This is a genomic window from Brevundimonas lutea, from assembly GCF_003704105.1.
GTDB lineage: Bacteria > Pseudomonadota > Alphaproteobacteria > Caulobacterales > Caulobacteraceae > Brevundimonas > Brevundimonas lutea.
Genome location: NZ_QUOQ01000005.1, coordinates 44,317 through 56,955 on the forward strand (window position 1 = coordinate 44,317; position 12,639 = coordinate 56,955).

Here is a 12,639-nt window from a genome sequence, read left to right on the forward strand (position 1 = left end):
AGCGACCGGCGCCGGGCCTCAGCCCAGCGCCGTCATCAGTTCCGGCACCACGGTCTTGTAGTCGCCGACGATGCCGTAGTCCGCGACCTGAAAGATCGGGGCGTCGGCGTCCTTGTTGATGGCCACGATGACCTTGGAGTCCTTCATCCCGGCCAGGTGCTGGATGGCGCCCGAGATGCCGATGGCGATGTAGAGCTCCGGCGCGACGACCTTACCCGTTTGTCCAACCTGATAGTCGTTGGGGGCATAACCGGCGTCCACGGCGGCGCGCGAGGCGCCGACGGCGGCGCCCAGCCTGTCGGCCAGCGGGTCCATGACGGCATGGAATTCCTCGGCCGAGCCCAGAGCCCGTCCGCCCGAGACGATGATCTTGGCCGCGCCCAGCTCCGGGCGGTCGGACTTGACCATTTCCTCGGAGACGAAATCGGTTTTGGGAGCCTCGCCGCCCGACACGTTTTCGACCGAAGCGGAGCCGCCGTCGGCGGCCGCATCGAAGGCGGTGGGGCGGACGGTGATGACTTTCTTGGCGTCCGAGCTCTTGATCGTCTCAAGCGCGTTGCCGGCGTAGATCGGACGCACGAAGGTGTCGGCCGAGATCACCTCGACGATGTCGGAGATCGGGGAAACATCCAGCTTGGCGGCGATGCGCGGCGCGAAGTTCTTTCCGTCCATATTGGCCGGTGTCAGGATGGCGTCATAGCCGTCGGCCAGCGGCAGGACGGTGGCCTCGACCGCCTCGGCCAGGGTCTTGCCCAGCTCGGCTGACTCGGCCAGCAGCACCTTGCGCACGCCCGAAATCTTGGCCGCGCTGTCGGCCGCCGCCTGGGCGCCCTGGCCGACGACCAGAATGTCGATGTCGCCGCCCAGCTTTTGCGCCGCGGTCACGGTCTTGGCGGTGGTGTCGCGGACGCTTTGTCCGTCGTGGTCGGCGATGACGAGAACAGCCATTACAGCACTCCCTTGGACTTTAGCTTGGCCACCAGTTCGGCGGCGTCGGCGACCTTTTCACCCGCCTGGCGCTTGGGCGGCTCGGTCACCTTCTGGACCGTCAGGCGCGGCGTCACATCGACGCCGTAGTCGGCGACCGCCTTTGTGGCGATCTCCTTCTTCTTGGCCTTCATGATGTTGGGCAGGGAGGCATAGCGCGGCGTGTTGAGGCGCAGGTCGGTGGTCACCACGGCAGGCAGCTGGACCGCCACGGTCTGGACGCCGCCGTCCACTTCGCGGGTAACTGTCGCCTTGCCGTCGCCGATCTCGATCTTGGCGGCGAAGGTGGCCTGGGGCCAGTCCAGCAGAGCCGCCAGCATCTGGCCCACCGCATTGTTGTCGCCGTCGATCGACTGCTTGCCCATCAGGACAAGCTCAGGCTTCTCCTCCTCGACCACGGCCTTGAGCAGCTTGGCCACGGCCAGAGGCTCGAGATCCGTATCGGATTGGATCAGGATGCCGCGATCGGCGCCCATGGCCAGGGCGGTGCGGATGGTCTCCTGCGCCTGGGCCGGGCCGATGGAGACAACCACGATCTCCGACGCCGTCTCGGCGGCGTGGCCCTTGCCTTCCTTCATGCGCACGGCCTCTTCAACCGCGATCTCGCAGAAGGGATTCATGCTCATCTTGACGTTGGCCAGGTCGACGCCGCTCTGGTCGGCCTTGACGCGCGCCTTGACGTTTGAGTCGATCACCCGTTTGACGGGGACGAGAACCTTCATGCCTTTGGAGCCTCTCTGGTGCGAGGCGGCCGTCACCCGGTCCAACGCCAGAGACCGGCCGCAATGGTGTGGCAGGGGACATGGAACGGCCCGTGCGGGCTGTCAACGTAACGCGACGTGAACCTCGACCCGGAGCCGAAGCCCATGCGCAATCTGAGCATGAGACGCCTGACCCTGATGTTCGCCGCCTGTTTCGCGGTGGTTCTGGCCGGCATCTTCGCCTTCGAGCACTTCTTCGCCGATCCGCGCGATCGCTGCGAGGCCGAGGGCGGCTGGTACGATCTGTCGGGCCGGGAGTGCGCCATCCCGATCTACATCCCCGACATCACCGGGCGGGAACCGGGAGAGAGCCGGGAAGCCGCCTCGCGCCGCCAGGCCCAGGATCTGGTTGAAATCGAACGGCGGATCGCGGCCGGAGAGGCCGCCCGTGACGCCGAGGCGGCCGCCCAGAGAGAGGCGCTCAAGGAAGGTTAGGCGTCCCAGCGCTCGGCGCCGCCATAGGCGTCGATCGACCGGAACAGGGCGGTGATCAGCGCCCTCTCCTCGGGCGTGATTTCGGGTTTCCACAGGTCGAAGATCAGAATGATGCGGTCTTGGGCTCCGTCATTCCACGCCTCGTGCTCGATGGTGTCGTCGAACGCCCAGGCCTGGCCCTCGACCCATTGGCGTGTCTCATCGCCGACGCGGAAGCCGCAGCCCGGGGGCACGATCAGGGGCAGATGACCGATCAGCCGGGTGTTGACCAGTCCGGTGTGCGGCGGAATGCGCGCACCAGGCTTGAGGCGCGAAAACAGGATCGACGGCGTGCGCTCCTCGATGCGCGTCATGTCGAGGTCGGCCAGGGCGGCCATGGTCTTGGGAAAACGCGCCGCCCCCCCTTGTTCGACGCCGTCCTTCCAAAGATACAGCGCCCCCCAATCGGGATTGCCCATCATGCCGGCCTGGCCGTGGTTCGGGCGATTGTCGCGCGCCTCGACATAGGGCGCAAAGCCGTCGCCGCGCGCCAGCTCGGCTACCAGCTCGGCCCGAATGTCTTCGGTCCGCGCCTCCAGCGCCTCAATCCACGGCAGGTCGGCGCGGTCGCGAAAACCGATGTCGGCAAGTCCCGGGAAGAAATAATACCTCGGCTCCTGTCGATAGATTCGCCCCTCGCCGCTGGCGAGATTAAGGGATCGGGCGAAGCGGCGGCTGGAAGTTTGGGGATCGAACCCCGCCTCGGCGACACCCTTGCGGATGTGATCGGCGAAGGCGCGGGCGCTGCCGGCGACGACCGCTTCGGCCCGGCGCAGGTCGGCGATAACGTCGGGCGCCCGGGTCTGTCCGTCCGCCGCGCGCAAGGCGGCTTGGTAGAAGGTCGTCGCCGACCTTACATCGGACCGCCGGGTCAGGAGATCGCCCTTGAGAATCAGGCCGCGCAGGTGCCGGGGCTGTTGCTTCAGGGTCTGATCAACGGCGGTCAGCGCGCCGTGGTCGTCCTCCGCCCCGCGACAGGCGTAGGCAAGCGCCAGCCACACATCGGCGTCGGCACGGCCGCTGTCGGCGACAAGGCGGAGATGAGAGACGGCGGCGGCGAAGTCACCGGCGCGAAGGGCGGCGAGCCCCTGATCGGCGGCGGACTGAAGGCGGGCGAGGCCGGCCGTGTCGGTCATACGACACAGGGTTCCCCCGACCAGCGTTCTTCGTCAAGCTGACATGGCGGACGACGGGGCTACTGATCCTCGTCGAAACGGCCTTCGACAAGGGCGACCAGCGCCTCCACCGCCTGTTCGGCGTCGGGCCCCTCGGCCTCGATGTGAATGCCGCAGCCGATGCCGGCGCCGAGCATCAGCAGGCCCATGATCGACAGGGCGTTGACCGTCTGGTCGTCGCGGGTGACGCGGATGTCGCTGTCGAACGTGGATGCCAGCTTGACGAACTTGGCCGAGGCGCGGGCGTGAAGGCCGCGCGCGTTGCAGATGTCGGCCGTCCCCCTGGCGACCTGGCTCATTTCTCCCCCGCCAGAACCCAGGAGGCCACGGAGATGTATTTGCGGCCGGCGTCCTGAGCGTGGGCCACACAGGTCTCGAGCGGCTCACGCACCCGCACGCTGGCCAGCTTGATCAGCATCGGCAGGTTCAGACCGGCGATGACCTCGGCCTTGGTCTGCTCCATGACGGAGATGGCCAGGTTCGACGGCGTACCGCCGAACATGTCGGTCAGCAGGATCACGCCGTGTCCGTCGTCGACCGCCGAGGCGGCCTCGACGATGTCGCGGCGGCGCCGCTCCATATCGTCGTCGGGCCCGATGCATATGGCGGCGACCCCGCGCTGGGGACCGACGACATGTTCCATGGCCGAGAGGAATTCGGAGGCGAGGCCCCCGTGGGTGACGATGACCAGGCCGATCATGAAGCTTGCAATTCCCGCCCCGTGGCGACGCAACCGGGTCAGCCCCAACCCGCGAAAGGGCGCCTTTTAGGTCAATCCATCCCGGAACGGAAGCGGTCGAACGCCGCAGCCACCCGGGCCGGCGCCGAGGCTTCCAGCGGCGACAGGCGGATGAGGGGCAAAGAGCCGCCGGAAAGCGACAGTCGCTCCGGCTCCGGCAGGCGCTCGGGCGACCCCTGGTCGCAGGTCACGGCCAGGACCAGACGCGCCATAAGCAAGGGCGAACGCGGAACAATGCCCAGGCCGCGGACCTCCATCCGACCCGCAATGGCCGGGGGAGCCTGCGCGTAAAGCCTCCCCGCCGAGAGAAAAATCTCAGCGTAGTCGTCGGCCACCAGTCTCCAGCCGGCGTCGAGCAGGCGAAGAAGAAGGTCGCTCTTGCCGCAGCCCGGTTTGCCGACCAGCGCCACCCCGCCCCAACCGAACGGCGCGGACCGCGCGGCGACGGTGGCGTGAATGGCGGCCATCAGCGAGGCTCGGGCAGGGCGACGGTGAAGCGGGCGCCTGTCACGCCACCGTCAGGGCCGGTGCGGTTCTCGGCGATGACGCGGCCGTCGTGCGCCTCGACGATCTGGCGAGTGATGGACAGGCCCAGGCCCGAGTTACCGCCGAACTTCGTTCCCTTGGGCCGCGACGTGTAGAACCGCTCGAAAACCGTCTCCAGGTTTTCTGGAGGGACGCCCGGTCCCTCGTCCTCGACGCGGACGCGGATGGGCAGCGCCTCGCCCTCGGCGCGCTCGAGGATGACAGCGACCGGCCGACCGGGTGGGCTGAACGATCGGGCGTTATCGATAAGATTTCGGAAGACCTGACCCAGCGGGGTCTCGCGCCCGACCACCACGCCGCGCGGACGCCCGCCCTTGGGAGACGGTTCGAGACGATCGATGAGCCGTACCGGCGCCTCACCGGGCTTGGACGTGGTCTCGTACACGGTGACGATTTCACCCAGCAGTTTCGATAGGTCGACCGGACGCGGAGCGTCGCGGCTGAGCTCGGCGTCGAGGCGCGAGGCGTTGGAGATGTCGGTGATCAGCCGGTCGAGCCGTCGAACGTCGGCCTGGACCACGGCGATCAGCCGCGCCTTCTTCTCTGGATCCTCGATCAGATCCAGGGTCTCAAGCGCCGAGCGGATCGAGGTCAGCGGATTCTTGATCTCGTGCGAGACATCGGCGGCGAAGGCCTCAATGGCGTCCATGCGGTCCGACAGGGTCGCGGTCATGGTCTCGAGCGACCGCGCCAGATTGCCGATTTCATCCTTCCGGTCCTCGAGGTCGGGCAAGGAGATGGCGCGGCTGCGCTGCATCCGTACGTGGTCCGCCGCCGAAGAGAGCCGCAGGATCGGACGGGCCACGAACAGATGGATCAGCAGGGATGTCAGCAGGGTGACGGCGACCGCCACGAGGGCGAAGGGGATGAGGGCGCGACGTTGCGCGGCCAGGGTCTCGTCGACATCGCCGGCCTCGATGGTCAGCACGCCGAGCACGGCCTGCACGTGGCGAATGGGAATGGAGACCGAAACGACGCGGTCACCCAGTTCATTGCGCCGCAGGCTCGACTGCGGCTGGCCTTCGAGCGCGGCGGCGACCTCCATATAGAGCTCGGCGTCGGCCTGGGCGCGGCGCGTCTCCGAGCGTGTCACGCCGTCGGCCGCCTTTGGAGGCGGAGCGTCGGCCGGCAGGGCGGGAGGAAGGGGCTCGCCGTCTATCCGACTGGAGACGACATAGCTGTCGGCGATCTGAAAGCCATCGCCGTCAAAGATGCGCGCCCGCTGGCCCTGGGGAATAAAGACGTCCAGCAGGGCTTCGGACGCCAGCAGCGGGTTCAGCGTCGGCTGCGGATCGCCCGCCGTGACTCCGCCGTCCGACAGCAGTTCCGCGAGGAGTTGCGCCTGGGAGGTGAGGGATTCCAGACGCGCCTCGACCAGATTGCTGCGCCATTCGTTCAGCGTGAGCGCTCCCCCAAGCAGAATCAGCAGGCTGAGCAGATTCAGGGCGAGGATCAGGCCTCCGAGGCGCGAACCGGGGAAGCGCCAGCCCCGGCCGGGGGCTTGCCGCCTCTGCGGCGCGTCAGCTTTCGCGGTATCGATAGCCGACGCCATACAGGGTCTCGATCGCGTCGAATTCCGGGTCCACCGAGCGGAACTTCTTCCTCATGCGCTTGACGTGGCTGTCGATGGTGCGGTCATCGACATAGACCTGATCGTCGTAGGCGGCGTCCATCAGATTGTCGCGGCTCTTCACGAAGCCGGGGCGCTGGGCCAGGGCCTGGAGCAGCAGGAATTCGGTGACGGTCAGCTTGACCGGCTGGCCGTCCCAGGTGGATTCGTGCCGGGCCGGGTCCATCACCAGCTTGCCGCGCCGAATCGCCTTGCCGGAGCCCTCTGTAGCCATGGGTTCGGCGTCCTGGCCATCGGCGCCGGTGCGGCGCAGTAGCGCCTTGACCCGCTCGATCAGCAGGCGCTGGCTGAACGGCTTGTGGATGTAGTCGTCGGCGCCGAGGTTGAATCCGAGGATCTCGTCGATCTCCTCGTCCTTGGACGTCAGCATGACCACCGGAATCTGCGAGGTCTGACGCAACCGGCGAAGCACTTCCATGCCATCCATGCGCGGCATCTTGACGTCGAGGATAGCCAGATCGGGCGGGCTGGTTTCCAGCGCCTCCAGGCCCGCCGCGCCGTCGTGATAGGCGGTCACGGTATGGCCGTGGCTTTCCAGGGCGAGCGACACCGAGGCCACGATGTTCTCGTCGTCGTCCACCAGGGTGATGTTGGCCATGATCTCTCCTCGGCTCGTTCGCGCGCTCCTGCCAGGGCGCGACGGACATAAACGCCCGGTAAGCGTTACCGTTCGATCCGCGGCGAAACTAGGACCGCGCGGGCCGAAAACGTCAATGGCGGCATCGAAACCCCGTCTTAAAGGGGCGTGGTTAAGGCTGGTCCGCTGAGTTTTCCTGCAGGCGTGCGATGGCCGGTCCGATCCATTACGAACTCTATGTGCGCAAGACGGCGCCCGCGCCCTGGGGCCTGCAGATGGCCACGGAGGACCGGTCGCAGGCGATCGAACAGGCCGAAACCCTGCTGGCCGACGGCGACGTGGTGGCGGTTCGCGTCACCAAAGAGACGCTGGATCCCGACACCATGGAGTTCCAGAGCGTCACGGTGCTGACCAAGGGCGCGCCCGAGATGAAGAAGAAGAAGCTGGTCCGTGATGATGGGCAGCAGTCGAACTGTCTGTCTCCCACCGACGTCTACGCCCCCCATGCGCGAGACCTGATCGGCCGGGTTCTGGAGGATTGGCTTGTCCGCCAGGGTGTCACGGTTTTCGAGCTGCTGCACCGCGCCGATCTCGCGGAACTGCTGGACGCCTCGGGGGTCGAGCTGCAGCACGCCATCCAGAAGGTGGCGGTGCCGGAGAGCCAGGACACCGGCCAATCCGTGCACGATCTGGTGCGCCACTATCAGAAACTGGCCGAGGCCACGATCGCGCGGATCATCACCACCGAGCGCAAGGGGCGGTTTCCCGACCTGACAAAGGCTGATCTGGCGCGAACTGCCGAGAAGCTGGCTGGAGAGTCCGATCGCGCCTTTCTGATGGGCGGCGCGATTGCCCGGCGTCTGTGCGAGGTGCGGGGCCCGCGCGCCCGGCTGAAAGCCCTGATGGACATGGCGGAGGCGGCGCCGCCCGCCGGGCCTGCCAAGGCGCTGGTCTATATCGTGCTGGACCAGATCCTGGCGGAGATGGCCACCCAGCGCGCGGCCATGGCGGATATCCTGGGCCCATCGCTTGATCCGGGGGCGGTTATGGCCGCGACGGTCGCCATGCTGGCGCCGGATGAGACGGCGCTGGTGATTCAGGCCAGCCCGGCGGTGGCGCAGGATCTTCCGGTGATAGAAGGCGCCGCGAAACGCCTGGCGGAGCGTCTCGGCAGCGGCCTGCTCCCCCAGACCCGGGCGACGCTCGCACGTCAGATGATGCGCGAACTGCGCGGGCCGCGCCGCCTCAAGCCGCGTGATGCGGCCGGCGAGATCGACGTCCTGCGCGTTCTGGCCACGCTGCTGACCGCGACGGGCGATACCCTCTTGACCGCCGAGGAGGTCCAGACCGCATTCGTGGAACGCTCCAAAAGCCTGGTGACGGCTGATTTCGTTGGTCAGTATACCGGCTGTTTCGAAGGCGTGGCGGCCGAAGCCGAAGCGCTGCTCCGCCTGTGCGAGAACGTCACCGGGGCGTCAAGCAAGCGGGCGGCGGCGCGCTGGTTCCTGGCCAGCATCACGTCACTGAAGTTCGAGAGCGACCTTCTGTCGCCCGCGCATGAGGACACGCCGGCGCGCCGCCTGCAGCGACTGGCCCGGCTGCAGAAGGAGGCCGGGGGCGCCGGCTTGTCGGAGACGGACACGGACGACATCGCCCAAGCGCTGGGTCAGCTCGCCGCCACCCTCGAGGCCAGGGCGGGGCTGACGGCCGCGATCGCGCGGTCGCGCGCCACGCCGTCGCAAAAGCTGGCCCTGCTGCTGCGCATGGCGATGGGCGAAACGGCGCCTCTGGGGCCGGTCGCCGATCGCGCCCGGGCCGAAGCGCTTAAACTGCTGCGCTCGCCAGATACGCGCGGGGCGCTGGCCAGCCAGCCCAGTGAGGTGGCCGTGTTGAAGCCCATGCTTCAGGCGGTGGGGCTGGCCGCCTGAGACCGTCCAGAAGTCAGTCGAAGATGTCGAAGATCGACGGCTTCTTCTTGTATTTGTGGCGTTTGTAATCGTCGTCGTCGTAGCGGCGCCGGTCGTCGTACCCGCGGCTGTCGCGACCCCAGGGCTGCGGCGCCTGTTGCGGCGGATAGGGCTGCTGCGGCGGGGGCGCATAGGCGGGCTGGGCCGGAGGCGGCGCCGAGGCCAGAGCCTCCTGCTGGCTGGCGGCCATCAGTTTTTCCAACTCGCCGCGATCCAGCCACACACCCCGGCATTGGGGGCACATGTCGAACTGGACCCCGGACCGTTCGACCGTGGTCATCGAGGCGGAGTCGTTAGGACACATCAGGAGCGGCATTCAAAGATCCTCGTGGCTGCTGACGGCAGATGGCGCGCGCCGGGGATCGGCTGCAATCGGTCGAAACGTCGCGGACGGAGGATGTTTCCGGGACGGCGCCGTGTCAGGATGACGTCATCGCCAAGGAGTCAGCTCGTCATGATCCGATCGCTTTCCATCCTCGCCCTTGCCGCCGCGGCCTGTTCTCCGGCGCCATCCGGCGCCGCGGCGCCGACGCAAGCTGGTCAGCCCGCCCCGGTCGTCGTGGAACGTGAGCCGGCGATGTCGCCAGGTCGCGGCGTCTGCGCGCGCGTGGATCAGTCGCTGATCCCGCAGCATGAGGCGGAGCTGAAAGCCTGGATCGAGGCTGAGGCGGGTCCGGAGGCCGGCGCCGTCACGGTTGAACGGCGCATGGAGGTCGGCGACTGGCTGGCCGTCTGGGCCACTCCGGCCGAACGCGAGCGCGGCGTCTATTTCATCCGGCGGGTGGACGGGCAGCCGCGCTTTCTTGAGGTCTGGGGCGGTATGGCCGAGCCCGAGGATCAGGCGGAGATCGCCGCCTGGGCTCGTGGCCTTGATCCGGACATGCCGGTGGCCCTGGCCGACTGTTTCGCGCAGACGATCACCCGACCGGAGGCCTGAGCCGCCGGTCGGGTTTCAACCTCACCAGGTTTCGCGGCAGTTGCATTCCCAGCGACGGCCGTCCTGGCCTTCGTGGCGCGACCAATGCTCGCGACGGTCGTCATCGCCGCGGCGGTCGTGTCCCCGGTCGCGACCGTGATCCCAGCGGTCGTCCCGGTCCCCACGACGATCGTCGTTCCAGTCCCGGCCGTACTCGCCGCCGTCATAGCCCCGACCGTAGCCGTAATCGCCGTAGGTCCGCTCCTCGCTGTAGCCGTAGCGGCCGCCGCGATCGCCGTAGTCGGTGGTGTAGCTGTACCCGTCGCCGCCACCGCCGTAATCGCCGCCGCCGTAGTAGGCGGTTGCGTAGCCGCCCTGATAGCGGCCGAAGCCCTGACGGACCCGATCGGTCGAGGCCCGGTACCTGTAATCGAAGTACCGTGACTGGTCGTCGACCTGGGCGCCGCGCGCCCCGCCCGCGTCATAGCCGTAGCCGTAGTAGCCGCCGCGATAGCCGGCATCGCCGTAATAGCCGCCGGAGCGGCGCACGACGGTTTGGGTCTCGACCCGGGCGCGCGGGTAGCCGACGCCGGTGTAGCCGTGACTGTAGCCGGTCACATGGCCGTAGTTGGATCCGCCATGGCCGTAGCCGTAGGCGCTGCGATGAATGCCGGAGGCGGCGTTCCAGCGGTGCGCCGTGGTTGTGCTATGGCTGACACGCGGCGCCGCGTCGTGGACGCGCACCTGCTGGCGGACTTGCGGCGCGCCGACCTGACCACGGGCGTAGCCGTCGGCCAGCGCCGAGCCGGCGGAGAGGGCCAGCGCCGCGACGCCTCCCAGGGCGAGGATGATGGGACGTTTCACGAGGGCAGCCTCCGATTAAACCTGAACGGCGAGGTTAACGCCGTCTTAACCATTGGGTTCGGCTTTCTCCCGTGGCGGGAAATGCCGCGTCATCGGGCTTCGAGCAGTCGCCTGAGGGGCGAGACGAGGGTGCTGTCAGTTGTTTTCGGACACTGCGGTGTCTAGCTGTAGGCCATGGGCGCCGCCTGCGAGCATCATCATCCGGACAGCGGCCTGCACGGCGGCGGCCTGATCGCGGCCTTGGACGCGGCCGAAGGCGCCTGCCGCGCGGCAGGCGAGCGTATGACCACGCCGCGTCGACGCGTGCTGGAATTGCTCCTGCAAGCCGGTGAGCCGGTGAAGGCCTATGATCTGATCGCCGCGTTCAACGACGCCCCAGACGGCGAGGGCGGCGTGGCCAAGCCGCCCACGGTTTATCGCGCCCTGGATTTCCTGTCGCGCATGGGTCTGGCGCACCGGATCGCGTCCATCAGCGCCTATGTGGCCTGCGTTCATGCGGATGCTGACCATTCCGCGGCCTTCCTGATCTGCGATTGCTGCGGAACGACGCGCGAGGTGGCCATGCCACGCAGCGGCCTGGAGGCCTCGGCGCGAGAGGCCGGCTTCTCCCTGGGTCACGTCACGGTCGAGGGTCATGGCCGGTGCGAGGCCTGCGGCGCCTGACGCCGCCTGGAGGGGTTGGTTAAGTCGGCCTCGCTATACTTCGCTGCATGCCGCCCGCGTCCGACCGTCCCCTGCTGCGTCAGATCGATCCCTGCGAACTGGACCGGATCGTTCGCGACCACGCCCGCTTCGCGGACGGCGAAACCGGCGGCTGCCGTGCCGATCTCTCTCATGCCGACCTGCGCCAGATCGTCTGGGACGGGGTCGATCTTCGGGGCGCGGACCTGAGCGGGGCCTGGCTGACCGACGCCGCTCTGGCCGGGGCGCGGCTTGACCGAGCCATCCTGTTCGGGGCCGGCCTGGCCGGGGCCGATCTTCGCGGCGCCAGCCTGGAGGGGGCCGATCTCAGGGGTGCGGCCCTACGTGGCGCCAATCTGTGTGAGGCGCGGCTGGCCGGCGCCGATCTGCGCGAAGGTCGGATCGCCGTTCAGAACACGGTCCACGGCTTTCAGATACTGGAACATGAGGCGCGAGAGGGCGGCCTGGACTACGCCGTGGCCTCGGGCGCGACCTTCGACGATGTGCAACTGGGGGCCGGCGGCGGTCGGGTCGTCGATCTGCGCGACACCGACCTCAAGGGCGCCGACCTGACGGGCGCCCAGATGACCGACGCGCGGCTGGATGGGGCCAATCTGTCGGGCGCTCGGGTCACGGGCGCTGACCTGGGGGGGGCCAGCCTGCGGGGCGCCCTGGCCACCGGTGTGGACATGTCCGGCGCAGGGATGGCGGGCGCGGACCTCGAGGGACTGCTGACCGCGCCGCCGGCCATCGTCTTCATCGACGAGGAGCCCTTGCATCAGTTGGTCGCCGAGCATCAGGAATGGGTCGACACCGAAGGGGTGGAGGGCCGGGCTGCTCACCTGCCGGGCGCCGATTTTCGCGGCCTCGGACGGCTGCGCGGGCGTCGCTTGGCCGCGATCCGCGCGCCGGGCGGGGTGTTCTTCGGCATGGATCTGTCCGGCTGCCGTCTTCAGGGCGCGGATCTGAGCGGCGCGGACCTGAGGCAGTGTGATCTGTCGGGCGCCGATCTCAGGGGAGCCCGACTGGCCGGCGCCCTGCTGACCCGAGCGAATCTGCGCGGCGCGCGCCTGTCGCCGCTGACGGTCGGAGCGGGGCGGGTGGCGCGGACCGATCTGTGCCGCGCCGTGCTGCGCGGAGCCAACCTGGCGGGGGCGGATCTGACCCGTGCGCGCCTGCTCGCCGCCGAACTGGCCGGAGCGCGGTTCGACGGCGCCGAAGTGGCCATGGCCGAGTTTGACCCCGTGGTGCGACCGGGCGAGCGCCAGCCCTCCGAGACCGCGCCCGAGGCTCTGGCGCCCCTCGCCCGGAGCGCTTAGGTC

15 protein-coding genes are annotated in these 12,639 nt (G+C 68.4%); 5 read left to right on the forward strand and 10 right to left on the reverse strand.

Translation table 11 applies throughout. The features are described 5' to 3' along the window. Nucleotides 1–18: 18 nt before the first annotated feature. Nucleotides 19–948: an electron transfer flavoprotein subunit alpha/FixB family protein gene (locus EES48_RS10065; protein WP_122466343.1), complete on the reverse strand. Its 930-nt coding sequence runs from the start codon at nucleotides 946–948 to the stop codon at nucleotides 19–21. Further along, entirely contained in the window at nucleotides 948–1,709 is a 762-nt protein-coding gene (locus EES48_RS10070; RefSeq protein ID WP_122466346.1) for an electron transfer flavoprotein subunit beta/FixA family protein, read from the reverse strand. Before EES48_RS10070 ends, EES48_RS10065 begins: the two co-directional genes overlap by 1 nt. A gap of 144 nt (nucleotides 1,710–1,853) precedes the next feature. On the opposite strand from EES48_RS10070, the gene EES48_RS10075 reads away from it, so the two are divergent. Continuing rightward, complete coding sequence (locus EES48_RS10075) at nucleotides 1,854–2,183, forward strand: hypothetical protein (RefSeq protein WP_122466917.1); 330 nt, start codon at nucleotides 1,854–1,856, stop codon at nucleotides 2,181–2,183. Here the strand turns inward: EES48_RS10075 and EES48_RS15265 are convergent. From EES48_RS15265 to EES48_RS10105, 6 genes are all read right to left on the reverse strand, one after another. Then, nucleotides 2,180–3,358, reverse strand: a complete 1,179-nt coding sequence (locus EES48_RS15265) for an aspartyl/asparaginyl beta-hydroxylase domain-containing protein (RefSeq protein ID WP_122466349.1) — start codon at nucleotides 3,356–3,358, stop codon at nucleotides 2,180–2,182. The genes EES48_RS10075 and EES48_RS15265 overlap by 4 nt on opposite strands. Nucleotides 3,359–3,417: 59 nt before the next feature. Then, a complete protein-coding gene (locus tag EES48_RS10085) occupies nucleotides 3,418–3,696 on the reverse strand; it encodes an HPr family phosphocarrier protein (protein ID WP_122466351.1) in 279 nt (92 codons plus the stop codon). After that, nucleotides 3,693–4,097 (reverse strand): PTS sugar transporter subunit IIA, encoded by a 405-nt coding sequence (locus EES48_RS10090; RefSeq protein WP_122466354.1) that lies wholly within the window; start codon nucleotides 4,095–4,097, stop codon nucleotides 3,693–3,695. Before EES48_RS10090 ends, EES48_RS10085 begins: the two co-directional genes overlap by 4 nt. A gap of 71 nt (nucleotides 4,098–4,168) precedes the next feature. Further along, nucleotides 4,169–4,603, reverse strand: coding sequence for an HPr kinase/phosphorylase (locus tag EES48_RS10095; protein WP_122466356.1), 435 nt, complete (start codon nucleotides 4,601–4,603; stop codon nucleotides 4,169–4,171). After that, nucleotides 4,603–6,234, reverse strand: a complete 1,632-nt coding sequence (locus tag EES48_RS10100) for a sensor histidine kinase (protein WP_122466359.1) — start codon at nucleotides 6,232–6,234, stop codon at nucleotides 4,603–4,605. Before EES48_RS10100 ends, EES48_RS10095 begins: the two co-directional genes overlap by 1 nt. Continuing rightward, on the reverse strand, nucleotides 6,203–6,910 hold the full coding sequence (locus tag EES48_RS10105) for a response regulator transcription factor (RefSeq protein ID WP_122466361.1): 708 nt from the start codon (nucleotides 6,908–6,910) through the stop codon (nucleotides 6,203–6,205). The genes EES48_RS10100 and EES48_RS10105 overlap by 32 nt, the downstream gene beginning before the upstream one ends. A gap of 188 nt (nucleotides 6,911–7,098) precedes the next feature. On the opposite strand from EES48_RS10105, the gene EES48_RS10110 reads away from it, so the two are divergent. Beyond that, nucleotides 7,099–8,817 carry a hypothetical protein gene (locus EES48_RS10110; RefSeq protein ID WP_122466363.1) on the forward strand — a complete coding sequence of 573 codons (1,719 nt, stop codon included), beginning with the start codon at nucleotides 7,099–7,101 and terminating at the stop codon, nucleotides 8,815–8,817. 13 nt (nucleotides 8,818–8,830) lie between these two features. Here the strand turns inward: EES48_RS10110 and EES48_RS10115 are convergent, their stop codons facing one another. Continuing rightward, nucleotides 8,831–9,172 carry a TFIIB-type zinc ribbon-containing protein gene (locus tag EES48_RS10115; RefSeq protein WP_122466365.1) on the reverse strand — a complete coding sequence of 114 codons (342 nt, stop codon included), beginning with the start codon at nucleotides 9,170–9,172 and terminating at the stop codon, nucleotides 8,831–8,833. A 138-nt stretch (nucleotides 9,173–9,310) separates the two neighbouring features. Here EES48_RS10115 and EES48_RS10120 point away from each other — a divergent pair, with 138 nt between their 5' ends. Further along, entirely contained in the window at nucleotides 9,311–9,793 is a 483-nt protein-coding gene (locus tag EES48_RS10120) for a hypothetical protein (RefSeq protein WP_122466368.1), read from the forward strand. 21 nt (nucleotides 9,794–9,814) lie between these two features. On the opposite strand, the gene EES48_RS10125 is transcribed toward EES48_RS10120, so the two are convergent. Then, on the reverse strand, nucleotides 9,815–10,636 hold the full coding sequence (locus EES48_RS10125) for a hypothetical protein (protein WP_122466371.1): 822 nt from the start codon (nucleotides 10,634–10,636) through the stop codon (nucleotides 9,815–9,817). A 174-nt stretch (nucleotides 10,637–10,810) separates the two neighbouring features. Between EES48_RS10125 and EES48_RS10130 the strand changes: the two genes are divergently transcribed. Next, entirely contained in the window at nucleotides 10,811–11,299 is a 489-nt protein-coding gene (locus EES48_RS10130) for a Fur family transcriptional regulator (RefSeq protein WP_122466373.1), read from the forward strand. 47 nt (nucleotides 11,300–11,346) lie between these two features. Continuing rightward, entirely contained in the window at nucleotides 11,347–12,636 is a 1,290-nt protein-coding gene (locus tag EES48_RS10135; protein WP_122466376.1) for a pentapeptide repeat-containing protein, read from the forward strand. Nucleotides 12,637–12,639 lie beyond the last annotated feature (3 nt).

Bases quoted from the DNA above. Each gene is read 5' to 3' on its own strand.
- EES48_RS10065 (WP_122466343.1), bottom strand. From the start codon at position 948: ATGGCTGTTCTCGTCATCGCCGACCACGACGGACAAAGCGTCCGCGAC.
- EES48_RS10070 (WP_122466346.1), bottom strand. From the start codon at position 1,709: ATGAAGGTTCTCGTCCCCGTCAAACGGGTGATCGACTCAAACGTCAAG.
- EES48_RS10075 (WP_122466917.1), top strand. From the start codon at position 1,854: ATGCGCAATCTGAGCATGAGACGCCTGACCCTGATGTTCGCCGCCTGT.
- EES48_RS15265 (WP_122466349.1), bottom strand. From the start codon at position 3,358: ATGACCGACACGGCCGGCCTCGCCCGCCTTCAGTCCGCCGCCGATCAG.
- EES48_RS10085 (WP_122466351.1), bottom strand. From the start codon at position 3,696: ATGAGCCAGGTCGCCAGGGGGACGGCCGACATCTGCAACGCGCGCGGC.
- EES48_RS10090 (WP_122466354.1), bottom strand. From the start codon at position 4,097: ATGATCGGCCTGGTCATCGTCACCCACGGGGGCCTCGCCTCCGAATTC.
- EES48_RS10095 (WP_122466356.1), bottom strand. From the start codon at position 4,603: ATGGCCGCCATTCACGCCACCGTCGCCGCGCGGTCCGCGCCGTTCGGT.
- EES48_RS10100 (WP_122466359.1), bottom strand. From the start codon at position 6,234: ATGGCGTCGGCTATCGATACCGCGAAAGCTGACGCGCCGCAGAGGCGG.
- EES48_RS10105 (WP_122466361.1), bottom strand. From the start codon at position 6,910: ATGGCCAACATCACCCTGGTGGACGACGACGAGAACATCGTGGCCTCG.
- EES48_RS10110 (WP_122466363.1), top strand. From the start codon at position 7,099: ATGGCCGGTCCGATCCATTACGAACTCTATGTGCGCAAGACGGCGCCC.
- EES48_RS10115 (WP_122466365.1), bottom strand. From the start codon at position 9,172: ATGCCGCTCCTGATGTGTCCTAACGACTCCGCCTCGATGACCACGGTC.
- EES48_RS10120 (WP_122466368.1), top strand. From the start codon at position 9,311: ATGATCCGATCGCTTTCCATCCTCGCCCTTGCCGCCGCGGCCTGTTCT.
- EES48_RS10130 (WP_122466373.1), top strand. From the start codon at position 10,811: ATGGGCGCCGCCTGCGAGCATCATCATCCGGACAGCGGCCTGCACGGC.
- EES48_RS10135 (WP_122466376.1), top strand. From the start codon at position 11,347: ATGCCGCCCGCGTCCGACCGTCCCCTGCTGCGTCAGATCGATCCCTGC.